Origin of the sequence: Bacillus sp. AFS041924 (assembly GCF_002577195.1) — a bacterium.
GTDB lineage: Bacteria > Bacillota > Bacilli > Bacillales > Bacillaceae_G > Gottfriedia.
The window spans coordinates 24862-48762 of the sequence record NZ_NULG01000017.1; the positions used below are offsets into that span (position 1 = coordinate 24862).

Here is a 23901-nt window from a genome sequence, read left to right on the forward strand (position 1 = left end):
AAAAGATACACTTAATCCATAATAATAACTTTAATTAAGACTAACAAAGTCTAATTTTTTACATAATGTAAATAGAAGAACTTCTATTTGGCTAGCAAGACAAAAGGAGTGTACATGATGGAACGAAATAAAATAAAAAAGCTTATAATTTGGATGCTAATTTTGTCGCCGATTTTCTTCTTCTTAATTCCAATTTTAGTTGGATTGATCTTAACTCATCCATTTAGACGAAAAACTGAACAAACCCCTGCTGATTATGATTTACAATTTGAAGAAATTGAATTTCAAAGTAGTCTTGACAAAGTTGTGCTCAGAGGATGGTGGATACCAGCAAAAAAACCAACTTCTAAAACAATAATAACTGCACATGGGTATACAGATGAGCGAAGTCAAAAAAAGATAAATGGTCTTCGAATTGTAAAATCAATTCATGATAGAGGATATAATGTTTTAATGTTTGATTTTCGCAATAGTGGAAAGTCTGGTGGACGAACTACAGGAATTGGATATTACGAACAGCATGATTTATCATCTGCAGTAGAGTATGTGATCAAAGAAAGAAATCAGTTAGAAATTATTTTGCTTGGATGGAGTATGGGTGGAGCGACTTGTTTGCTTGTAGGAAGTCTACACCCACAAATTAAAGGAGTTATTGCAGATAGCCCTTTTCATGATTTACAAACCTATTTAGAAGATAATCTAAGTGTTTGGTCCAAGTTGCCTAAAAAACCATTTACGTCAATCATCTTAAAATCCATGAAGCATTTGTTAAGGATCGATCCGAAAGAAGTCTCTCCTGTATTAACAGTGCAAAAAGGAAATTCTACAAATTATTTATTAATTCATGGAAAGAATGATATAAAAGTACCATACAGTAGTAGTGAAATGATTTATGAACAAATTCCTAATGAAAATGAAAAATCTTTATGGATCACAGAGCATGGGCATACCACAACATTTATAGAAGAACCTGAATCGTATACTAAGAAGGTAATTGAGTTTATTGAAAAGACATTTTCATCGAATGAAAAATAAAATAAATAGATTTTGTGAAACAGATGAACCAGTGAGGTTAATCTGTTTTTTAAATTGTGAAAGGTATTCTTTAAGTACATGAAAGTAGAGCCTGTAGAAAATACTACTAATTATAATATTGCTTAATTTAAAGGTGAAATTGTTGCACCAAAAAAGCTCTATTTTACTAAAAAGGCAGGCGAACTAAGATGGGAAATGAATACCGTTCGCGAGAGGAACGTAAACGGCTGGAAAAGCCTTCGAAAAATGAAAATAAGTCTGATGGCTTATGGAAAAAAATTACAGTAACATTATTAACCATTGCAATCGTATTCATACTGATTGGAGTGGGAATATTTTCATATTTAATCAGCGGAGCACCAGCATTAGATGAATCGAAACTTAAAGTACCGCTTTCTTCTACAATTGTTGATAAAAATGGCAAAGTTGTAGCTGAATTAGGAAGAGAACAACGAACAAAAGTGTCCTATAATGAAATACCAAAGGTTGTTGAAGATGCATTTATTGCAACAGAAGATGTTCGTTTTTATAAGCATAAAGGTGTTGATATTCGTCGTGTTTTTGGAGCAATTATAGCCAATATTACTGGTGGATTCGGCTCACAAGGTGGTAGTACAATAACTCAGCAAGTAGTAAAGAACTCATTTTTATCCTCTCAAAAGACGATTAAACGGAAGGTTCAGGAATGGTACTTAGCTTTTAAATTAGAACAAAGATATTCTAAACATCAAATATTAGAAATGTATTTAAATAAAGTTTACTTTTCAAATGGACTAAAAGGGCGAGGCGTTTATGGAGTAGCAAAAGCTTGTGAAACATATTTTAGTATAGATTTATCTAAAATTACATTACCACAAGCTGCCACATTAGCTGGTATGGTTAAGAGTCCAAATAACTATAATCCCGCAAGACATCCTGTTGAATCACAAAATCGAAGAAATACAGTTTTAAGCCAAATGAAAAAATATGGTTATATAACAAATGAGCAATATACTAATGCTAAAGCAATTCCAATGAAGACATTAGTAAAGGTTCATGAATCTAAAGGTACAAAATATGATTCGTTTATTGATGTTGTCGTAAATGAAGTAGAAAAAAACAGTGATGCGAATGTTTATACCGATGGATTAACAATTGAAACAACATTAGATCCAAAAGCCCAAGATAAAGCGGATGAAATATTAAGTAGAGGAAAAAGCTTTTATCCAAGTGATGAATTTCAAACTGGCTTTGTATTATTAGATACAAAAACTGGAGAAATTAGGGCAGTTGGCGCTGGTAGAAATACAAGTACAGGTGGTTTAAACTTTGCAACTGATATTAAAAGACAACCAGGCTCTTCAATTAAACCTATACTTGACTATGGTCCAGCAATTCAGTATTTAAAATGGTCAACTTTTCATCAAATTCTTGACGAACCTTATTCATATTCAAATGGTACCCCAATTAGAAACTGGGATAGAAATTATAAAGGAAATGTTTCAATTCGTTTAGCACTAGTTGATTCTAGAAATATCCCTGCATTAAAGACTTTTCAGGCCGTAGGGACTGAACGATCAAGAGAGTTTGGAAATGGATTAGGTTTTAATTTTTCGAAAAATACATTTTATGAATCCTATTCTATAGGGGGATTCACTGGAGTCTCAGCAATGGAGATGGCAGGGGCATATGCTGCTTTTGGGAATGGTGGAATCTATAATAAGCCTCATTCTGTTAAAAAGATTATTTTTCCTGATAAAACTGAAAAAGTGTTTTCAACTAAACCAAAACAAGCAATGAGTGATTACACTGCTTATATGATAACTGATATGCTTCGAGATGTAGTAAAAACTCCATTAGGAACTGGTAAAAGAGCAAATGTACCAGGGCTTGATATGGCAGGGAAAACAGGTACAACGAACTACTCAGATGATGTAAAGCAAAAATACGGTTTCCCTGATAATGCAACTAGAGATAGCTGGTTTATAGGATACTCTGCTGATGTAACAATGGCAGTTTGGACTGGATATGAAAAGAATAAAGAAAATAATTTCCTCGGTAAAAGCTCGACGAATATCGCGAAATTTATCGCGAGAGACATGCTAGCTGCAAATGGAGATCGTAATGCTGAATTTAAAAAGCCTTCATCAGTTGAAGAAATTCGAAAGGAATTATACATTCGAGGAGAAAAAGTAGATGATATTCCAAAGGATATTGTGATTAAACCAGTAAAAAATGTGAATGCAAATTATGATCCTGTAACAAGCAATATTTCACTAAATTGGTCTTATCCTGCAAATTTACTTCAATCAACTTCCTTTGAAGTAAGTTTTACTGTCAATGGTGGACAAGGTCAATCTCAAAAAATACAAGGTACAGCAACAAGTATTAATGGAATCGTACCAGGAGATATAGTTAAAATAACAATCATTGCTATGAGTGCTGAAGGAAAAAGTGCACCTGTTACTGTAACCGTTGATTTATCTTCAACTGAACAACCTATAACACCACCTACAAATGAAGGGGACCAAGGCAATGGAAATGGGACAGATGAAGGTGACGATCAAGGAAATGAAGGGACCAATCCAGATACTGGTACTGGTAATGGTGAGGAAAATGGAAACAATGAAATTCCAATTGTTCCAAATCCAAATCCAACTCCTAACAAACCACAGTAGCTTACTAAAAAAACGCATTGAGTAAAAATCAATGCGTTTTTTCAATAGATAGTAAAAGGAGAAATAAATGGATAGCAAATTAACGATTAAGGTTTATTTAGAAGAAACTGACACTCCATTTGCAAGTTTTTATAGCAGTGACAATTTACACTTAAGCCCTGAATTAGAAGATTTTATTTTATCAAAACTACATAATGCTAAAAGAAAAAAAATTGAAATATACTATTTTGGTGAAAATAATTTTGATGAAATCTCACTAAAAACTGCGACTTTTAATTCATTTTCTAATCTTAAGGATGAGGACGAACTAATTTATAATAGAAATATTAAAAAGACTATAATTTTATTTGTAATTGGCATTATTATCGGAATAATTTATTTAAAGCTATCAAGTATTCACGCCTATATTGGTGGAATATTAAGCATAGTGAGTTGGGTTTTTATTTGGTCGGGTACAGAAGTATATTTTTTTGAAAATCTACAGATTAAACAGAAGATTAGAAAGTGTAAGTACTTACTTAATGCAAAGGTTTATAAAAATGCCCCGGAATAAATGGGGTGTTTTTTTGAATTTTGTAAATTGATATTAAATTTTTTAGCTCTGCATTATGTAATGATATGAATAGAGAAACATAAAAATCACAACAAAAAATGATTGAGAAACAAAAAAGAATTATCACAATCCTATATAAATTGAAAAAGATGTAATGGTTAGTAGAAGAAATCGATTGAAAAAAACTTTCTATAAAAAATTTGCGTCATTAATGATAAAAAATGGAGGTTTTCAAATGAAAAATAAGATAGCATTTACTACTCTCTGTTTAATATTTATATTTTATTCAACTGTTTCAGCATATGGAGAAATTCCAAATCATTTATTTAGTAGTAAGACGGTTAGCTTTAAAGGAGTCGATAATAAATGGGAAGTTTTACACGAAATGACTTTGGTGGGAACTGATATCTTATATCAAACAACTATTAAATATAAAGGAAAATATGATAAAGATTTAGTTAAATCAAAATCACATTATTTGATTAATTATAATCATGGAACCATCGGAGGAGAGACATTCTTATTAAATAAATCTGGTGAATTTCATGGTAAAAAAAGAGAGTGTGGTGGTTGTGAGTTTATTAATAAAGAAAAAGAAGTTTATATTGAAATTTACTGGAAAGATAAAATAAATAACGTTGTATTAAGAAAGGTTGATAAACAAAATAAATAATTTTCTTAATCCACTGATCAATTCATATATCTTTATCAGTAAATGGGCTGCAATTGCAATTATTTTTTATGATTATTTATAGAAAAACGACCCATAAGAGTCGTTTTTAAAATTATTTTTTATTATAAAAAAGGTCTGGTTTTCCACAATTTGGGCATTCATATTCATAATGATCTTGAATGATTTTACTACTATTTGAATATTCGCCATTTGAATTACAGTTTGGACAATTAATGCTCGTTTTGGGGGATTTGTTTTTCGAATACTCCATTTTCATCCATCCTTTCTTTTTATATCTCTGAACGGCCCTTTATATTTTACCCATTAAATTATATTTCTTATTATATTTAAATTCTAAAAAATATGGTTGACACTTTTAACTGTAAATAATAATATTACAGTATACTCATTTAAAATGAGTGGGAGGTCAATCTAGTTTGTTTTTCAATAATAAATTATTTCTTGTTTTATCCTAACTGTAATTTTTTTTATTGCATTTTAAATTTAAGGAGTGTGTAAAAAATGGTGAATCTATATGTAACACCAAGTTGTACATCTTGTCGTAAAGCAAAAGCATGGCTAGATGAACATAATATTGATTATAGTGTAAAAAATATTATGAATGAATCACTTACACTTGAGGAGATTAAATCTATTCTTCGTATGACAGAAACTGGTACGGAAGAAATTATATCGAATAAATCAAAAACGTTTCAGGAATTAGATATAAATATTGAATCGCTACCACTTAATGAATTATATAAATTAATAATTAATAATCCTAAAATGTTGCGCATGCCAATCATCCAAGACGAAAAAAGATTACAGATAGGCTATAACGAAGAGGAAATTCGTAGTTTTCTTCCTCGTAAGCTAAGAACAATTTCATATTCTAAATTACAAAATGTAGCTAATTAATCTCAGTTTTCTTGACATGATAATCTGTAACACATATTATTACAGTATGAATTAAAGAGGTATATAAAGAATAGAATGAATTTTAGGAGGCAGGCCATGAATAGTGATTTCACTCTTGCCATTCATAGTTTAACTTATCTCGCGCTGCAGCCGGATCGGATGTCTACAAGTGATTCAATATCAGAGAGTGCCTGTGTTCATCCTGTACGTATTCGTAAAGTGCTTAGTTTGTTAAAAAAGCATGGATTTATTAAATCGAAAGAAGGAACTGGTGGTGGATTTATATTTGCCTTAGATTTAAGTGAAATTAATCTATGGGACATTTATATGATTACCTCTGAAGGTGCATTGCAGCCTAAGTGTCCAGAATCAAATGAAAAGTGTGTTGTTGGGGCAAATATGCAAAATGTTCTTTTTAAAATTTTCTTAGGTGCAGAAGAACATCTTGGTGGATACTTAAAGCAATACACGATCAAGGACATTGTCGATCATATCAAACGTGAGAAGTGATCTGGAAAAAAGTGAGGGGCCAGGCCTTCTTTTGATCAAAATGTAATAAAAATAATTACAGTTTGATCAAAGTGCTATAATGTGCACAAATTATTAACTTATAACTCTAAATAAGAAGGTGGAAAAATGAACTTAAATAATGATTCTATTTTAAAAACAGGTGACTGGGTTAAAGGTATATCAATGGATGGAGAATTAGTAATTGGTTATATTGAATCATTTACTAGTCTTGATGAAATAGTAAAGGTAAATGTCATAACTTCAGATAATAAAACGTCTATTGGAAAAACTATTCACATGCTAAATAAAAATGTAAAGAAAATGCCTGCATCGAAAGTGACAAACAAAGAACAGATTCGCTGTCTAATTGACTTAGCCCTTTCAACTGGAGATGTGGATTGGTTTAATGAGCTATCTTCTCAATTAAACTCTATGAGGGAACTTGTTAATGGCGTAAAATAAGGATTATGTTTTTTCTAAGTTCTGTAAATTATTTCATAAGTCTAGAATAAGAGAACTATGGGGTGTCTAAATAGACAGCCTTTTTTTTAGTTCAAATTCAACATTTAACATTAACTGAGCTATATATATATAAATATTAAGTCATTGGATACTTGCTTAATCTATACATAAAAGTGGTTGTATTAATAAATTGTTCTTGTAAAAAATTAAATCTCGTCTAAATTCTATAAATTTTTCAACTAAAAATTCAGGTTGATAAATATAAATGAGTAATAGAGCATAAATAGAGTATAGCGGAGGAGTGAAGGATGACTAAAGGATTAAAATTAGTGGGGCTAATCGTTTTCATTGCTATTTTGAATGTGGTTGTTTTTTCTCCAGGTTTAATTGGAATCCAATTAATTAATTCAAGTCCATTTCAAACTGCATTTGGTGTTTCGTTCATAATAGCGAATTTATTAGTACTACTGTTTAGTATGTTTCAACTGTATTTTAAACCTGTTGAAGAAAAGACAATAAAAAAGCTTAAAACGAATGAAGATTTTGTTCTTGCTCTAGGTACCTATAAAAATAGTCATGTCCTTAAGGAAGATATTATTACTTCACTCGAGCAAATCGAACGAATGAAAAAGAAGAAAAGTATTTTTTATCACTTACTTTCAGATCGATTTTCTCCAACTGAGATTACTTACAATAAGTTTGCTTCTGTTGTGGACGAGGTTGAAACTTTATTTTATTTAACGATTAGAAACATTTTAAATAAAATTAGTACTTTTGATGAATCTGAGTATAAAAAATTAAAGGGCAAAGATGGTTTGCGTTATTCTAAGTCATTACTTCAAGAGAAAATAAATCTTTATAATGAATATTTCAACTTTGTGAAAAAAGCAATAGAAATGAATGAGGAGATTCTGATTAATATAGATAAATTAATTTTAGAAATCTCAAGACTCGATGAAATAGGGATTGATGAAATAGAAAAAATGGAATGTATGAAAGAAATCGATACTTTAATTCAGCAAACAAAATATTATAGGCAATGAATGAAAGGATGAAAAAAATGAATAGAAGGAAGTTTTTTTTCGCGTCTATTATTGTAATCGTAATTGTTTTTCTTCTTGTCTATATCGGAGTAAATTTAACATCGGATAAAAAAGTAGTACAGATTACTGACAAAAATAAAGAAGAGCAATTAACTAAAATGATATCAAAAATAAATGTTTCAAAATCAAAGCCAATAAAAGGTCAAATAGACTTAAGTACTGCTGATGTTGCTAGTGAGCTTCCTGATATTTCAAAATTTGCGGTTTCGGTAGACAATACGACTGATAGCTTTGTAGAAATTTTTTCATCTACTGAAAAATCTAGTGATGGGAAAAATGGTTGGTTAAATGAAGTTGCAAATGAATTTAATCAAGCAAAATTTAATGTAAATGGTAAGCAAGTATCTGTAAAAATAAGAAACATTGCATCGGGTACTGCTACAGATTTTATTAAATCAGGTAAATACATCCCTGATGCTTTTACTCCTTCAAATGAACTGTGGGGTCAAATGATTACAGCAAGTGGAATTAAAACAGAAACAGTCTCATCACGATTAGTTGGAAACGTCCCCGGCATCGTTATTTCTAAGTCAAAATACACTGAGTTAATGAAAAAGTACAACAAAGTTGATCCGAAAACTGTCATAGAAGCAATGACGAAAAATGAACTAGCAATGGGGTATACAGATCCATTTACTAGTTCTACAGGATTAAATTTTTTAGTGACTACATTAAATTCCTTCGATTCAAATGATGTACTTAGTGAGTCTGCTGTAAAAGGATTTGAAAGTTTTCAAGCAAATGTTCCTTTCACTGCTTCAACGACTCTACAAATGAGTGATGCAGCAAAATCAGGTGTACTAGATGCTTTCGTCCTAGAATATCAAACATTTGTTAATTCACCTGATTTAAAAAATACTTACGAATTTATACCATTTGGCGTGCGCCATGATAGCCCTCTTTATGCTTTAGGCAATTTACCTAAAGAAAAAGTGGATATATTGAAAAAATTTGCTGAATTTACAAGTCAAAATAATCTTCAATCACTTGCTAAACAATATGGTTTCAACGGCATGAACGATTACAAGTCAGAGCAAAAAACAATCGATGGAAATACATTAATTGCAGCTCAAAAGCTCTGGAAAGGAAAGAAAAATACAGCTAATCCAATCGCTGCTGTTTTTGTAGCTGATGTTTCTGGAAGTATGGATGGTAAACCATTAAATGAACTAAAAGAATCATTACTGAAAGGTCAAAAATATTTAGGAAGAGATAATAGTATAGGTTTAATTTCATACTCTGCCGATATAACAATCAATCTTCCTATAGCCAAATATGATGCGAATCAACAATCCAAATTTGTTGGTGCGGTAACTAGTCTCGATGCTGGCGGCGATACCGCAACAAATGATGGGATCCTTGTTGCTATTAATATGTTAAATAATGAAATGAAAAAAAATCCAAATGTAAGACCACTCATTTTTGTACTGACTGATGGTGAGACGAATCATGGGAATTCATTGGAAAATGTAAAGGGGATTATAAAAGCTTATAAAATTCCAATATATACAATTGGATATAACGCTAATATTAAAGCACTTGAAAGTATTTCAGACATAAATGAGGCTGCAAATATTAATGCAGACTCAGATGACGTAATCTATAAAATTCGTAATCTCTTTAATGTTCAACTTTAAAATATAGGAGGATTTAAGGATGTCATTTTCTATGCAAGTTGTAAATGAAGAAGAAATTAAGGCTGTAATAGAAGAGCAAGTGAAGCCAGTGCCAGAGGAATTAATGAAATTAAAAGAAGTTGCTGATACAAACGTTGCGACCATAATGGAGCTTGATACAATATCAAAGGAAACTTACGAGAAACGAAAAGAAATTCTACAATCAATTGAAGCATTTGGATTACAGACGATGAAATCTTCTGCGAATAAAAATTCACTTTTAAAGGTTTCGCTTGGTCAACTTGCTAAAAGTGGGGACGAAGGAGGGCAAGTTGCAAAGGGATTATCGGAGTTACAAGTTCAATTAAAGGATTTAGATCCGAGTGTAATTAATTTCTCAAAGACTGGCATTCTAGGTAAATTATTTAATCCTATTCGATCATATTTTCAAAGATTTGAAAAAGCTGATGTAGCTATAGCAGATATCGTAAAATCACTTGATAAAGGAAAAAATATTCTTGAAAATGACAACACAACTTTAGAGCATGAACAACTATCGCTTCGAATGCTTTCAAAAAAGCTTGAAAAAGAAATCCAGCTTGGTACATTAATGGATGATTCAATCGAAAATCAAATTGAAAAAGCAAAGATTGAGGGAGAAGATCAAGAAAAAATTAAGTTTATCACAGAGGAAGTTCTTTATCCATTAAGACAACGAGTCATGGATTTGCAGCAAATGTTAGTTGTAAATCATCAAGGAGACATGTCATATGAGGTTGTTATTCGAAACAATCGGGAACTAATTCGAGGGGTTGAGCGTGCAAAAACAGTAACCATTTCTGCTTTAAATACTGCTGTAACTGTAGCGAGCGCACTATATAATCAAAAAATCGTTTTACAAAAATTAACTGCTTTAAATCAAACAACAAATACAATAATTGAAGGTACATCTAGATTATTAAAAGAGCAAGGAGTCGCAATACAAAAGCAGGCAATGGAATCGGCCGTTTCTGTTGAAACATTAAAAACTTCATTCACAAACGTCATATCCGCATTCGAATCGATTAGTACATTCAAACAAGAGGCATTACCAAAAATGCGTCAAACAATTCTACAATTTCAAGAATTAGCTGAAGTAGGTTCACAACAGATTCAAAGACTTGAAAAAGGGGATCGAATAGGTTTATGAAATTACTGGAAAAAGACATGTGAAATGATACGTGTCTTTTTCAATTCGACCTTAGTTCTAAATAAGGACAAAAATTAATAGGATTTTATTATGGGGAAAAGGAGGGGGAATTGTGAAGCAGTATAGGGTTATAGGAAAAAGTGTTCTTAAAAAAGAAAGCTGGGATAAAGTAACTGGGAGAGTAAAATATATTGATGATGTTCAAGAGGTTGGCACACTTCATGCCAAACTGTTAACGAGTACGCATGCTCACGCAATTATTGGTGATATTGATACAAAGGAAGCTTGGAAAGTTAAAGGTGTAAGAATGATCATTACTGGAAAGGACTATCCGCTTTTATTAGGTACAACGATAAAGGATCGGCCATTACTTGCATTCGAAAAAGTACGATATTACGGTGAGCCAATCGCTATGGTCATAGCAGATACGGAAGCCATTGCTATAAAAGCATCTACTTTAATCTGTGTTAAATACGAACCCTTACCTGTTGTAAATTCACCCGAAGCGGCATATCAAAAGGACGCTCCGCTCGTACATGAAGATGTCGAACAATATTTAATTGACGAGTCATCAGGATTAACAGGTACGTCTGGTGGAATTCAGCCTATACCTGATACAAATATAGCAAATATACAAGGAATTCGGAAAGGGAATATCGATCGTGGGTTTGCTAATTGTGACGTAATAATAGAAGAAGAATTTTCATTTAATCAAGCTGACCATACAGCAATTGAGACAAGATGTGCGGATGTTGAAATTAAATCGACGGGTGAAGTAATTATTCACTCAGCATCTCAAGAACCATTCGAAATGAAAGAATTAATTAGTGAAACGTTCAATATAGAAGAAGGAAAGGTCATTGTTAATATACCTTTAGTTGGTGGATCTTTTGGTGCAAAAACTAGTGTTCAGTTAGAACCACTGGCATATGTAGCCTCCAAGGCTGTAGGTGGAAAAAGAGTTAGGCTTCGTAATAGTCGTGAGGAAGATATTGTAACATCGCCAGTTCATATAGGATTACATGCAACTGTTAAGATGGGGTGTACAAATGACGGTAAATTACAAGCTCTAAAACTCTTTTTTTTATTTGACGGTGGCGCTTATGCTGAAAGATCGGTTCCTATTACTAAGGCAGCAGCATTTGACTGTACAGGACCGTATAAAATAGATAATGTATGGTGTGATTCTTTATGTATGTATACAAATCATCCATTTGTAACCGATTTCCGGGGATTTGGTCGTACTGAAGCAGCTTTTGGTGTAGAACGAACGATGGATCTAATGGCTAAAAAACTTGGGATGGATCCATTAGAATTTCGTCTCATTAATGCAATTCAGCCAGGTGACACATCACCTACTCAAGTACTTTTGAACAAAAGTAATCTAGGAGATATAAAAGAATGCTTGTATCAGCTAAAAGAATTGATGGATTGGCATAAAGGACAACGAATAGAAATTTCAGAGCGGTTTGTCCGTACAAAAGGGATTAGTTGCGCGTGGAAGAACGGAGACCCGCCTCCCGGTGTAAGTGCTGGTGCAATCTTAACATTTAATAAAGATGGTAGTATTAACATCATCAGTGCTGCTGTAGAAATTGGGCAAGGTACTAAAACCGTATTAACACAAATGGTTGCTGAAAAGATGAAAATGGACGAAGATGAAGTGTTTATTCAAATGGAAGTAAAAACCCAGGATTCTCCTGATAACTGGGAAACAGCTGCCAGTCGAACAACTTTCATGTCTGGCAACGCTGTACTTAAAGCATGTGATGATGCCATTAGGCAATTAAAAAGAACTGCTTCGGTCGTACTTAAAGTTCCTAAAGATGAATTGGAAGTGGCCGATAAAAAAGTATTTAAGCGATCGGACCCTAGTATTTCAATCGATTTTTCTGAGATTGTTTTAGGATATATATACCCTAATGGGAAAGTTGCTGGAAATCAAGTTGTTGGAAGAGGGACATATATGATTCCAGGCGTTACAGAAATGAACCCCGTTACCGGAAAAGGTGTTCAAGGACCAGAGTGGGGGGTTGTAGCACAGGGGGTAGAAGTTGAATTTGATAAAAGAGACAACACCTTCAAGTTATTAAAAGCTGTAAGTGTTGCTGATGCAGGTCAAATTTTGAATTATAAAGGAGCAGAGACACAAATTACTGGTGCAATGAATATGGGACTTAGCTTTGCGACGAGAGAAGGATTTATTTTTGACGACGAAGGAAAAGTTTTAACGACACAATTTCGTTCATATAAAGTAATGCATTTTGGAGAACAGCCAGAATATATTGTTCGATTTGTTGAAAACCCGGTTAAAGGAGCCCCATATGGATCTCGAGGTCTAGGTGAGCACGGTATAATGGGGATGCCATCAGCGATAGCAAATTGTTTATCACTTGCAGCAAATGTATCCCTACAACGGTTACCTCTTACACCAGAGTTCATCTGGAAATCAAGGCTAGAAGCTGGGGAGGTGCACTAATGCTCCACTTCAATTTTGACTATTATAGACCTTCTACAATTAAAGAAGCAGTAGATTTATTTGTTAAGCTCGATAAAAGAGGAAAGAAACCAATCTATTTTAGCGGTGGAACGGAGGTTACTACTTTAGGGAGATTAAATCTGATTCATACTAAGGCAGTAATTGATGTAAAAGGAATTCCTGAGTGCAATGCCTTGGAAATAAAGGAGAATTCCATTGTTGTTGGAGCAGCCCATACTTTAACAAAAGTGTTTGAATCGAAAATTTTCCCACTACTTGGCGAGGCATGTGTACGGATTGCAGATCGCACTTCAAGAAATCAAATTACCTTTGGTGGTAATCTCGCTAGCGATATCATATATCGTGAAGCAATTCTTCCGTTACTACTTTCAAATAGTACATTAGTAATTGCAGGAATTGATGGTATAAAAGAGTATCCAGTTGAAGAAATATTTAATGAGAAACTTCGCATAAAGCGCGGAGAATTTCTAGTACAAACAATATCTGATGGAAAGTATAGGAAATTTCCTTTTTTCATTGATAAAAAAAGAAAAAGTGAAAAGGTAGATTATCCACTTATAACACTTGAATTATTAAAAGTTAATCGCTCATACCGATTAGCGATTAGTGGATTATGTGCATATCCATTTCGTTCTTATGAGATGGAGCAAGCATTAAATAACACTAATTTATCAGTTGATGAGCGGATTGATCAAGCCATTCTTGCAATTCCAGCTCCGGTCATCAGTGATATACGTGGCTCAAGGGATTATCGTATTTATGTCTTAAGGAATTTACTTCTAGATGGATTAGCTTATTTAGGAGGCGTGAGAGCATGATACAAAAATTGAAGCTTGATATTAACGGAGAACAGCGAACGGCAACAATCAGAATGGCTGATACACTTTTAGATGTTTTAAGGGAAAAACTCGACCTAACAGGAGCAAAACGAGGCTGCGAAAACGGTGACTGCGGAGCTTGTACGGTTATAGCGGATGGATTACCAGTAAAGACGTGTATGATGCTAGCGGTTGATGCCGTTGGTAAGAAACTTACCACAATTGAAGGTTTACATGACGATCCAATGCAGCATGCTTTTGTAGAGAATTGGGCTTTTCAATGCGGGTACTGTACTTCTGGCTTTATTTTAAACGCTCATGCACTAGTGACCGAGCATCCTGATGCAACTGAAGAGGTTATAGAAGAATGGCTTAGCTCTAATATATGTCGATGTACTAGTTACCAAGAAATAAAAGAAGCTGTATTATCCGTTTTAAATGATCAACGAGGCAAACCACGAAATAGACGTTCGTAATAATTGGAATTTATAGAATGAGATAAAAAGCCTACGTTAATAAAACGCAGGCTTTTACATTTTTTAGATTTACAGTTTAAATGAGCGAAAGTATAAAAGAGTTACATGAAATTTGGAATTTTAACACTTATTAAAATAAATTGGTTTTGTTCCAATTGGCGTAATTTGATATGGAATTGGATTCAATACAACTGGAACTGGAGGAAGATTGGAAATAACACCTTTCCGATTTTTTTGACGAGAACCTTTAACACTAACTTTAACGTGTTCAATTGTGGATTCATTTTTATGAATGTTACTCTCATTTTTTCGACCAAATAAAAAATCATCAAAATTTCTATTTGAAGCCATATTAACACTCCTAAATTCAAATTTTCGTATGTATAACTAATATATACAAATTTAGGATTATTGAATGGGCAAGAAACTATGTTAATACGCTTTCAGTCGTTTCATATCTTCTTTCGGTGGAAAGCCAAATAAACGGGAGTATTCTCTACTAAACTGGGATGGACTTTCATACCCAACTCGGAATGCTATTTCTGCTGCATCAGAAGATTCAGAGATTAATAATAGTCGTGCTTCCTGCAATCTTAAATGCTTTTGAAATTGCAGAGGACTCATCCCAGTCACCTCTTTAAAGTGCCTATGAAGAGAAGAGACACTCATATTTGCAATTTCAGCAAGCTCTTCAATTCGTAAAGACTTGTAAAAATTCATTTTTATTTGTTCAATAACTTCACTTATTCGATTTGTCGTGCTACCTTCGATTGCAATTTGTTGCAATATTCCCCCATGCTGTCCTCTTAAAACTTTGTATAGAATTTCTTTTTTGAAAATAGGAGCAAGAATTGGTATATCTTCAGGTGAATCTAATAAATGGACTAGCCTAATCACCGCATCTAAAATCGATTCCTCTAACTGACTAACAAAGATCGCCCTTTTCGAATTTTCTTTTGAATTAATAGAAATTTTAGTTTCAGTTAAAATTTCTGCAATCTGATTTGGACTAAATTCCAGTTTAAAAGCCAGATAAGGAGAGTTTGGTGTAGATTCGATAACTTGTCCTGTTACAGGTAAATCGACAGAAGTGACTAAATAATTTCCAGGGCCATACTTAAAACTTTCATTTGCTAGTAATAATTCTTTTACACCAGAAACTACAATACAAAGTGAAGGTTTATATACTCTGTATTTTGGTTCAGTAATGTTAGACTCACGAATGAAAAATAATGAGTTAATCGCTGTCTCGTTAACACCTTCATGATTAGTATAGTGGTCGATTAGTTCGGATAATTCAATTTGTTTAGAAAATTTTAATTCAGACATAAAGTCCTCCTTGTTTCTTTAAATTAAAATGACATATGAAAAATTTTTAAAGGATAAGTAAAAGTGAGAGGATTAGGCAATCTTTTGAGAGGAATAAGTTAGCGTTCATTTGTTATTTTAATGCATAATTAAGTATAACAAATATATCTTCAAAACTATCATATTATCATTTGACAAAATCCTTACCTCTTGCAATCTAAATTAAAAACAAATTTAGGGAGAGATTCTGATGAAACTTATTGCTTTGGACTTGGACGGAACTACACTAAATACGAATTAAATTGTCCAATTGGAGGTCATAATGGAACCGCATTATATGTGAATGGAAAATTAATTGAACTAAATTCATTAGGAAGAACTCAAACACAAACGTTTGCCTTAGAAGTTGAATAAGAAGCCTTACCTTACAATATTTCTACAAATAAGGGTGTTTTTGCACCTCGGAATTGGATTGATCGATTTAATCAAGCTGTTACATCGGGGAAAGTTCCAGAAGAATACTTCAATAATAAACACTACAACATGTTTACTACACCACCAAATGTATATGGACATTCGTATTTTAACGATGTTCAAGAGATTATAAATAATGAGGATTTTACAATTCAAAAGTTTCTTATTTAAGCGCTAGATCCACAGCAAAGAGAGACTGCAAAAGAATAAGATTTATAGAGGGGACTTTTGTAACTAGCTCATTCCCATTTAATTTAGAAGTCACACATCTAGATGGAAATAAAGGGTATGGATTAAAAGCTATGGCTACATATTTTAATATTCCTTTAGAAAATATAATTGCAATTGGTGATGAAAAAAATGATATTTCGATGTTTAATATAGCTGGTTAATCAATAGCTATGGGGAACGCAGAAGAAGAAATTAAGCTCTCAAGTGATCTTGTTACATTAAGCAATGATGAAAATGGAGTTGCTTATGCATTTGAAAAATATATTTTTAAAGAGTCTAATGTACTATAATAGTAAAGGAATCTAAATAGAACATAATACATTCATATTTTCCTTGGTTAAATTGGTGTCGTAAATTAATTTTTCCAGGGATGTTTTTGTTTAGCTATTTTAATCAGTAGATTAAAATATTGAAAGGTTAGGGGGCTTAATATTGGTTAGACGGATAAAAGATCTTTTTGCAATTAAGGGGTATAGTTTATTTGTCATCTGTTTGTTGTTTGTAGGGATCGGACTTTCAATTACAACTCCTTATTTATCGCTATATTGTACAAAATATCTAGGCATGAGTACAGGAGCTTTTGGAATCTTCATGGCAGTGATTTCATTAAGTGGGGTCTTAGTTAATTCAATTATTGCTGAACGTTCTGATCGAGGATTAGATAGAAAATGGATCATTTTATTTGCGATGATTTCATCCGCAATTGGGTATGCTTCCTATTTAATATTTCATAACTATTTTATTTTATTGGTTTTTGTAGGTTTGTTTAATGGCTTAGGTGCAGCGGCCATGCCTCAAATTTTTGCATCTGCACAGGAATCCGCTAATGCAAGCTTATCAAAAGATAAGACTTTAGCTCTATCAACTTTACGATCACTAGTGTCTTTAGGCTTTTTAATTGGACCTTTAATTGGTACTTTAATTTTAAGAGCTAAAGGGTATGACGGACTATTTTTGGGAACATCTAGTATTTATGTAATGATTGCTTTTCTAGTATTCTTCTTTTTAGAAAAAAGAAAACCAGCCCAAAATAATTTGAAGAAGAAAAATAAGACAGCCGTCTCATTGGCAAAGCGAAAACAGTTAAGGTTACCATTTATTGCTTTTATCTTACTATTTGCAGTAAGTTCTATTAATTGGATTAACACACCACTTTATATTGTAAATGAACTACATGGTACGAATACGGATGTCGGATTTGTCGTAAGTTTATGTGCAGGCTTGGAAATTCCTATCATGCTTATATTAGGGGTACTTTCTAAAAAAATCTCAAATCATATGTTGATCATCTACGGCTGCTTTATCGGTTTAGCCTATTATTTAATCTTAAGTGTATCAACACACACATGGGAATTAATTATCGCTCAGCTATTGCAGGCAACATATATCGCAATTGTGATGGGGAATGGGATCAGCTACTTTAACGACCTACTACCTAATTCACCAGGCTTTTCTGCGTCAATTTATGCAAATTGCTCCACAATCGGAAGCTTAGTTGGTAATTTAGGTGGAGGTATGTTTGCTCAACTTGCAGGTTTTCGAAACGTTTATTTCCTTTGTCTGTTTTTTGTAATTTGCTCACTCTTTATTTTATGGAGATCAAAAAAAAATGTGGAACTGGAAATATCGACAAATCACAGTCAGTCAGGGTAAAGTCAAATTTGCTAATATAGTCAGGGAAGTGTAAACAAAAATACTAAAACTGTAAAAATATTTGTCAGCACTGCAATTTAAATAAGCAAAACTGCTCGTGTTAAGTGTAAATAAGATACCGAATCCAGACGAAACTAAATCAAAACAACAATTACTACTAGAGCTAGGAATAAAAATGACTAATAATCAATCTTTTTTATTCTTGTCATGTCATTTAGCAACTGTTTGAGAATAAAAATTGACTAGAATTAGTCACCAGATGAAGCGAGCTACTTTTAAAGGCTCGTTTTTTATTTTGGTAAAAAGTTTGAAGATGCTATATTACCTATATAACCAATTTTTTTAGTTGAAAAATGATTACACATGTGGGGATAAAAAAATGAATGATAATGTGAATATTTTAATAGTTGAAGATGATGAAGATATTAATCGATTGCTTTGTGATATTATCCATAAAAATGAATATAATCCAAAGGCTGCATATTCTGGGACAGAAGCACTTATTTATCTAGAAAGTCAAAAGTGGGATATGGTTTTACTAGATTTGATGCTTCCAGGCTTGTCTGGAGAAGAATTACTAAAAAAAATAACAGGAGAAAGTACTATCCCCGTCATAATCATTTCAGCAAAGCTTGAAATGAAAACAAAAATAGATATTTTAAGAAGCGGTGCGGATGACTATATTACGAAACCATTTGATATAGAGGAGGTTTCCGCTCGAATCGACTCCTGCTTAAGAAGAACCCGACGAATGACGAATGAGCCAAGAATCAATCAAATTGTGCATAAAGATCTTGTTATTGACACTGATTCAAAAGAAGTGACGGTTAATGGAAAATTGTTAAAATTAACAGCAATTGAATACGAGATATTATGCCTCTTAGTTTCTTCACCTACGAAGGTTTTCACGAAAGCAAATGTATTCGAGAGTGTTTGGAATGAGGAATTCTATGGAGATGATAATACAATAAATGTTCATATGAGTAATATTAGGAGTAAGCTATCGAAAGCAAATCCTAATGAAGAGTATATTGAAACAATTTGGGGAATGGGTTACCGACTAAAAACTTAAGGTTTTCTTAAGAATTGACTTAAGATTTTCTTATGTTTTCCTTCTTATAGTTAAAAGTGTTCACAATTAAACTTGGTTCCAAATGGTCATTTAATCAATATACCATTTGGACGAGCGATAAAATTATATGTTTGGAGGAAAACTTATGAATGAATATATACTTAAAACGAATCAATTATCTAAGAAATATCAAAATAAAATGGCTCTAAATAAAGTTAATTTATCGATTAAAAAAGGCTCGATTTACGGTTTTATTGGGCAGAATGGTGCTGGGAAATCAACATTAATACGATTAATTACAGGTTTAGGCTATCCGACAACTGGATCTTTTGAATTGTTTGGAGAAAACAGTGAACGAGGATTGATTGAAGCAAGAAAAAGAGTTGGGACGATCATTGAAGGTCCAGCATTATATCCACATTTAACGGCTGCGGAGAATTTAGAAGCACATAGGCTTTTAAAAGGAATTCCTGGGAAAGAATGTATCAATAAAACACTTAAACTAGTTGGTTTAGAGGATACTGGTAAAAAGAAGGCAAAAAATTTCTCTTTAGGGATGAAACAGCGCCTTGGTCTTGCTATCGCATTATTGGGAGATCCAGAATTTTTAATATTAGATGAACCAATTAATGGACTTGATCCTATGGGTGTTGTAGAAATACGAGAATTACTAAAGAAACTTAATAGAGAATACGGGATAACGATTTTAATATCGAGTCATATTTTAAGTGAACTTCATTTATTAGCAACGCATTATGGAATCATTCATGAAGGAGTGTTACTAGAAGAATTATCGCTTAAAGAGCTAGATGAAAAATGTAAACACTTTTTGCATATTAAAGTTGATAATCCAAACAAGGCTGTCACTGTTATTGAAAGATCCTTAAGTACTCAAAATTTTGAAGTATTGCCTGACGGTTCGATTAAGTTATTTGAATATGTTGATCGAGCAAGAGTAGTATCGAAAGCTCTCACAAGCGAAGGCTTAATTATCGAAGAATTTATGCCTATGGGTGAAGATTTAGAAGCTTATTTTACAACTCGCATCGGAGGTGTAAATCGTGGGTAATCTATTGAAAACAGAACTATATAAATTAAAAAACGATCGTTCATTTCGAACATTAGTTTTAATATTAATTCTTTTCTCTATTTTATATCCTTTTACGACTAACGAGAGTTCAGCAGCTAAACTTTCTTTAGATGAATATTATATATATAATATTTTAAGCATTAACAATGATATTATAAAGCTTTTTCCATGTATCTTTGCAGGCTTCTTTATAACAAGCGAATATTCGAATGGAACGATGAAAAGTATTGCTTCTTCAGGAAATAGTAGATTACGAATTTACTTTTCAAAGTTAACGATGTTTTCAATTGGTTCAATCATCATCTTATTAATTCTTCCTGTCTTTATGACGACAACAGCAGGAATTTATTTCGATTTTAATGGTACAACTGATTGGGCGTTTATCTTTAAGACATATGGTCTAATAACAATCTATGGAGCTGCATTTGCTTCAGTTATGACGATTGTTGCCACTGTTTTTACTGACAATGGAAAAACAATAGGATTTCTACTAATGTTTTTTGCTTTAATTAATTCCCTTTTAGATTTTATAGCTTCAAAATTAACGTTTCTTAAAATAATCATTAAAAATTCAGTATTTATGCTATATCCAGGCATATATAAATTCAAACAACTCGATCAAAGTGAATTGTTTACATTTATTATTGTTCCAATTTTGACATTTATCGTACTAGGTATATTAGGAAGTTTAATCTTTAGGAAAAAAGAAATTAAGTAAGATAGAAGGCGGGTGAGTTTTATAATCTATTTAACGATAATCGTTAGTATACTTTTATTGTACTTTCTCACCCGATATTATCTATTAAAAAAAGAAATAAAAAGAGCCCAACGACAGCTTCATGAACTAAACAAAAATGCACTGGAAAAGAAAATAGATCTGATGTATTTTGATAAAGATCTTGAAAATCTTGCCGTGGAAATAAATAAACAAATTGAATTAACAAGGAAGTCAAAAGCAGAAAAACGCTTAAGTGAAAATGAATTAAAACAAGCGATTTCTTATATTTCACATGATATCCGAACACCAATGACATCAATTTTAGGATATATTCAATTTTTAGAGTCGGATGAAATAACGATAGAAATGAGAAAAGAATATACGAATATCATAAAAAATAGTGCCCAAAGATTAAAGGTACTGCTCGAAGACTTTTTTGAACTCTCAATTATAGATCAAATTGATTATCCAATGAAGCTTGAAAAAATAAAATTGAATCAATTGATACTAGAAGTTCTTTTAGGATTTTATGAGGAATTCAATAAACAGAATTTAGAACCAACGATTGAGATTCCTAATACAGAAATCATAATTATGGCTGATTCATCTGCTGTAAAACGGGTGATTGAAAATTTAATCATAAATGCGATTAAACATTCATGTGGAAATATAAATATCTTTCTTGAAAAGACAAAAGCATCAACTCAATTGACGATTAGTAATTCGGTTAACGAGTTAGGTGAATCAGATTTACAACGAATGTTTGATCGTTTTTATAAAGCAGATCAAACTAGGACTGGAAAAGGTACGGGTCTTGGTTTACCAATTGCTAAAAGTTTAATGAATAAAATGAATGGTAATATCCGTGCTGAATTTAAAGAGAATAGATTATTTATGAAATGTGAATGGTATTAAATTAAGTAGTAAGAAGTAAGTTTCAAAAATAAGATTATAGGTTAAGTTCCTTCGTGACTGGGACTTAACCTTTTTTTATCATTAGATAGTGAACTTATCCTGCCTAGATGAGAAGTTTTTATTTTTACAATAGTTAAGATTTTTAAAGACCGTTAGTGAAGTAGCATTTTTTCATCGTAATAAAATCAAAAAGGTATCTTTAGTTAACAATTGCATACTTTAAATGGGTCTTTCAGGTTATGAAAAAAAAACAATTTATTTGTAAAGGATGATTTTAATTGACTCTTAGTCTAATACAAACGAATGAACAAGATTTTAAAAGATTTCTAGATTTATCAACAACTTGGGTTTGAGATTACCGACTATAACTTAAAGGTTAATTCAGCACGTTTTTAAAAAAATACGTTAAATATTGTAAGAGTTTTCTTTGATAAATGGGGCTGATTTTTAATCTCATCAATTAATAAAAAAAGAGTTGGTAGTCATATAGCTACTTTCTTCATGCAATGCAATATAAGAATGTTCAACATTTCTTCTGATTATCGAGGTATTGAGATAATACTTTTAATCCTGTATTTAACTCATCTATGGAATAAGTAGAAGAAAGTGCTATACGTAAATACTTTTCAGAAGAAGCGTGTCCACTTAGAAAACGATCAGAATGAAAGACACGAATACCTAACTTTTTCAAATCTGCTTCTAAATTTACCCCATTACTATGTCCATGAATTGGAAGCCAACGATAGAAACAAAGTGGATGGCCACTTGTATTCAAAGGGAAATAGGATGAATAAAGATCGTTTACAGTTTCAGCGAGCTGTTTCTTTTGTTGAACAATTTCATGTGCTTTTCCTGATAAGATCAATTCAGTAATCACTTCAACATCAAGTGAAGATGTCTTAACATTAATATTAAAAATACCATGCGAAATTTTTTTGCGTAGTGCATCTCCAAAAACCATATAAGCAACCCTTAACCCAGAACATATAGACTTTGATGTACCACATAAATATACGCTTTGTTCTGGAACTAGGTTATACATAGGTTGTTGATAATCAAATAGTATTCCCGCAGTTAAAAATGCATGAATATCATCTTCTATTAAAATTAAACGATACTTTCGAATGATCGAAGCTAATTCATGTTTTCGTAAGTCAGAAATCATTACCGTGGTTGGGTTAGAACATGAAGGCATTAGGAATATCCCATGTATATTTAACTGGCTACATTGCTTTTCTAGTTCATCTGGCATCATGCCAAACTGATCTCCAGGAATTGGGATTAATTGAATGTGAAGCATTTTTGCCAATTCGATAAAATTTGAAAAAGTATAAAAATCAGTTGCAATTCGATTGCCTGGTTCAAATAAACTAGCCAAAGCAAGAGTCAATGCATTTTGAGTACCGGATACAATTGCTACATTATCTTGAGTAGCTTTTATACCGAAGGCTTCCATCCAGTTAAGTGCCGCTGCCTTCTGATGTGGGATACCGGTTGGATCATTGTAATTTAATAATTGATCTAAATAGTTTTTATTCACTACTTTTTGGATTGCTTCTGTCACAATAGTATTAGTTTGTTCAAAAGATGCTACAAATCCAAGGTCAATATAGTTTGCTGTTTTATCTGTTGAAATCGTGATTGAATGAGCTGCATTTGGAGCCACAAATGTACCGCTTCCCGTAATAGCATAAATTAAACCCTTTACCTCACATATTTTATAGGCTCGAGTAATCGTCGTAAAATTTAGGTCAAGATAATCTGCCAATTCTCGTTGCGGTGGTAGCTTTGTACTAGGTGCCAAAAAGCCATTCATAATATCATGTTCAAGTTGTAGTGCAATAAATTGATAGTAAGGGCGTTTTAATGACTGTTTATCGGGTTTCCATGACATTGGATAATTTTCAAATGAATTTACTGGCATATTTCA

General features: G+C 32.4%; 21 protein-coding genes and 1 pseudogene. 19 read left to right on the plus strand and 3 right to left on the minus strand.

Annotated features, from left to right (window positions below):
- The first annotated feature begins 117 nt into the window (after positions 1–117).
- From COC46_RS06130 to COC46_RS06190, 13 genes are all read left to right on the plus strand, one after another.
- The gene (locus tag COC46_RS06130; RefSeq protein ID WP_176545076.1) at positions 118–1035 is read left to right on the plus strand and encodes an alpha/beta hydrolase; all 918 of its coding nucleotides are present in this window, start codon (positions 118–120) and stop codon (positions 1033–1035) included.
- A gap of 188 nt (positions 1036–1223) precedes the next feature.
- On the plus strand, positions 1224–3692 hold the full coding sequence (locus COC46_RS06135) for a transglycosylase domain-containing protein (protein WP_098808864.1): 2469 nt from the start codon (positions 1224–1226) through the stop codon (positions 3690–3692).
- Positions 3693–3759: 67 nt separating this feature from the next.
- Positions 3760–4245 carry a hypothetical protein gene (locus tag COC46_RS06140; protein ID WP_098808865.1) on the plus strand — a complete coding sequence of 162 codons (486 nt, stop codon included), beginning with the start codon at positions 3760–3762 and terminating at the stop codon, positions 4243–4245.
- Positions 4246–4480: 235 nt separating this feature from the next.
- On the plus strand, positions 4481–4918 hold the full coding sequence (locus COC46_RS06145) for a hypothetical protein (protein ID WP_098808866.1): 438 nt from the start codon (positions 4481–4483) through the stop codon (positions 4916–4918).
- Positions 4919–5440: 522 nt separating this feature from the next.
- Positions 5441–5836, plus strand: coding sequence for a transcriptional regulator SpxA (gene spxA, locus COC46_RS06150; protein WP_098808867.1), 396 nt, complete (start codon positions 5441–5443; stop codon positions 5834–5836).
- 96 nt (positions 5837–5932) lie between these two features.
- On the plus strand, positions 5933–6346 hold the full coding sequence (locus COC46_RS06155; protein WP_098808868.1) for an RrF2 family transcriptional regulator: 414 nt from the start codon (positions 5933–5935) through the stop codon (positions 6344–6346).
- A 126-nt stretch (positions 6347–6472) separates the two neighbouring features.
- Positions 6473–6808, plus strand: a complete 336-nt coding sequence (locus COC46_RS06160) for an IDEAL domain-containing protein (protein WP_098808869.1) — start codon at positions 6473–6475, stop codon at positions 6806–6808.
- A 308-nt stretch (positions 6809–7116) separates the two neighbouring features.
- Positions 7117–7851 carry a hypothetical protein gene (locus COC46_RS06165; RefSeq protein ID WP_098808870.1) on the plus strand — a complete coding sequence of 245 codons (735 nt, stop codon included), beginning with the start codon at positions 7117–7119 and terminating at the stop codon, positions 7849–7851.
- Between the two features lie 17 nt (positions 7852–7868).
- Entirely contained in the window at positions 7869–9548 is a 1680-nt protein-coding gene (locus COC46_RS06170) for a vWA domain-containing protein (RefSeq protein ID WP_098808871.1), read from the plus strand.
- 19 nt (positions 9549–9567) lie between these two features.
- Positions 9568–10716 carry a toxic anion resistance protein gene (locus tag COC46_RS06175; RefSeq protein WP_098808872.1) on the plus strand — a complete coding sequence of 383 codons (1149 nt, stop codon included), beginning with the start codon at positions 9568–9570 and terminating at the stop codon, positions 10714–10716.
- A 112-nt stretch (positions 10717–10828) separates the two neighbouring features.
- Complete coding sequence (locus COC46_RS06180; protein WP_098808873.1) at positions 10829–13195, plus strand: xanthine dehydrogenase family protein molybdopterin-binding subunit; 2367 nt, start codon at positions 10829–10831, stop codon at positions 13193–13195.
- Complete coding sequence (locus COC46_RS06185) at positions 13195–14034, plus strand: FAD binding domain-containing protein (RefSeq protein WP_098808874.1); 840 nt, start codon at positions 13195–13197, stop codon at positions 14032–14034. Before COC46_RS06180 ends, COC46_RS06185 begins: the two co-directional genes overlap by 1 nt.
- Entirely contained in the window at positions 14031–14510 is a 480-nt protein-coding gene (locus COC46_RS06190) for a (2Fe-2S)-binding protein (RefSeq protein WP_098808875.1), read from the plus strand. The genes COC46_RS06185 and COC46_RS06190 overlap by 4 nt, the downstream gene beginning before the upstream one ends.
- A 120-nt stretch (positions 14511–14630) precedes the next feature.
- Here COC46_RS06190 and COC46_RS06195 read toward each other — a convergent pair whose 3' ends face one another.
- Complete coding sequence (locus COC46_RS06195) at positions 14631–14861, minus strand: hypothetical protein (protein WP_098808876.1); 231 nt, start codon at positions 14859–14861, stop codon at positions 14631–14633.
- An 81-nt stretch (positions 14862–14942) separates the two neighbouring features.
- The gene (locus COC46_RS06200; RefSeq protein WP_098808877.1) at positions 14943–15839 is read right to left on the minus strand and encodes an AraC family transcriptional regulator; all 897 of its coding nucleotides are present in this window, start codon (positions 15837–15839) and stop codon (positions 14943–14945) included.
- A gap of 668 nt (positions 15840–16507) precedes the next feature.
- Here COC46_RS06200 and COC46_RS22630 point away from each other — a divergent pair.
- The 6 genes and pseudogenes from COC46_RS22630 to COC46_RS06235 all read left to right on the plus strand — a co-directional run bounded on the left by COC46_RS22630 (position 16508) and on the right by COC46_RS06235 (position 21971).
- A pseudogene (locus COC46_RS22630) lies at positions 16508–16813 on the plus strand (HAD hydrolase family protein).
- 142 nt (positions 16814–16955) lie between these two features.
- Positions 16956–18176 (plus strand): sugar efflux transporter, encoded by a 1221-nt coding sequence (locus COC46_RS06215; protein ID WP_098808880.1) that lies wholly within the window; start codon positions 16956–16958, stop codon positions 18174–18176.
- A 379-nt stretch (positions 18177–18555) separates the two neighbouring features.
- Entirely contained in the window at positions 18556–19248 is a 693-nt protein-coding gene (locus COC46_RS06220; RefSeq protein WP_098808881.1) for a response regulator transcription factor, read from the plus strand.
- A gap of 145 nt (positions 19249–19393) precedes the next feature.
- On the plus strand, positions 19394–20317 hold the full coding sequence (locus COC46_RS06225; protein WP_098808882.1) for an ATP-binding cassette domain-containing protein: 924 nt from the start codon (positions 19394–19396) through the stop codon (positions 20315–20317).
- Positions 20310–21056: an ABC transporter permease gene (locus COC46_RS06230; protein WP_098808883.1), complete on the plus strand. Its 747-nt coding sequence runs from the start codon at positions 20310–20312 to the stop codon at positions 21054–21056. The genes COC46_RS06225 and COC46_RS06230 overlap by 8 nt, the downstream gene beginning before the upstream one ends.
- A gap of 162 nt (positions 21057–21218) precedes the next feature.
- Positions 21219–21971 (plus strand): sensor histidine kinase, encoded by a 753-nt coding sequence (locus COC46_RS06235; protein WP_369700021.1) that lies wholly within the window; start codon positions 21219–21221, stop codon positions 21969–21971.
- A gap of 523 nt (positions 21972–22494) precedes the next feature.
- On the opposite strand, the gene COC46_RS06240 is transcribed toward COC46_RS06235, so the two are convergent.
- Positions 22495–23895 carry an aminotransferase-like domain-containing protein gene (locus COC46_RS06240; RefSeq protein WP_098808884.1) on the minus strand — a complete coding sequence of 467 codons (1401 nt, stop codon included), beginning with the start codon at positions 23893–23895 and terminating at the stop codon, positions 22495–22497.
- Positions 23896–23901 lie beyond the last annotated feature (6 nt).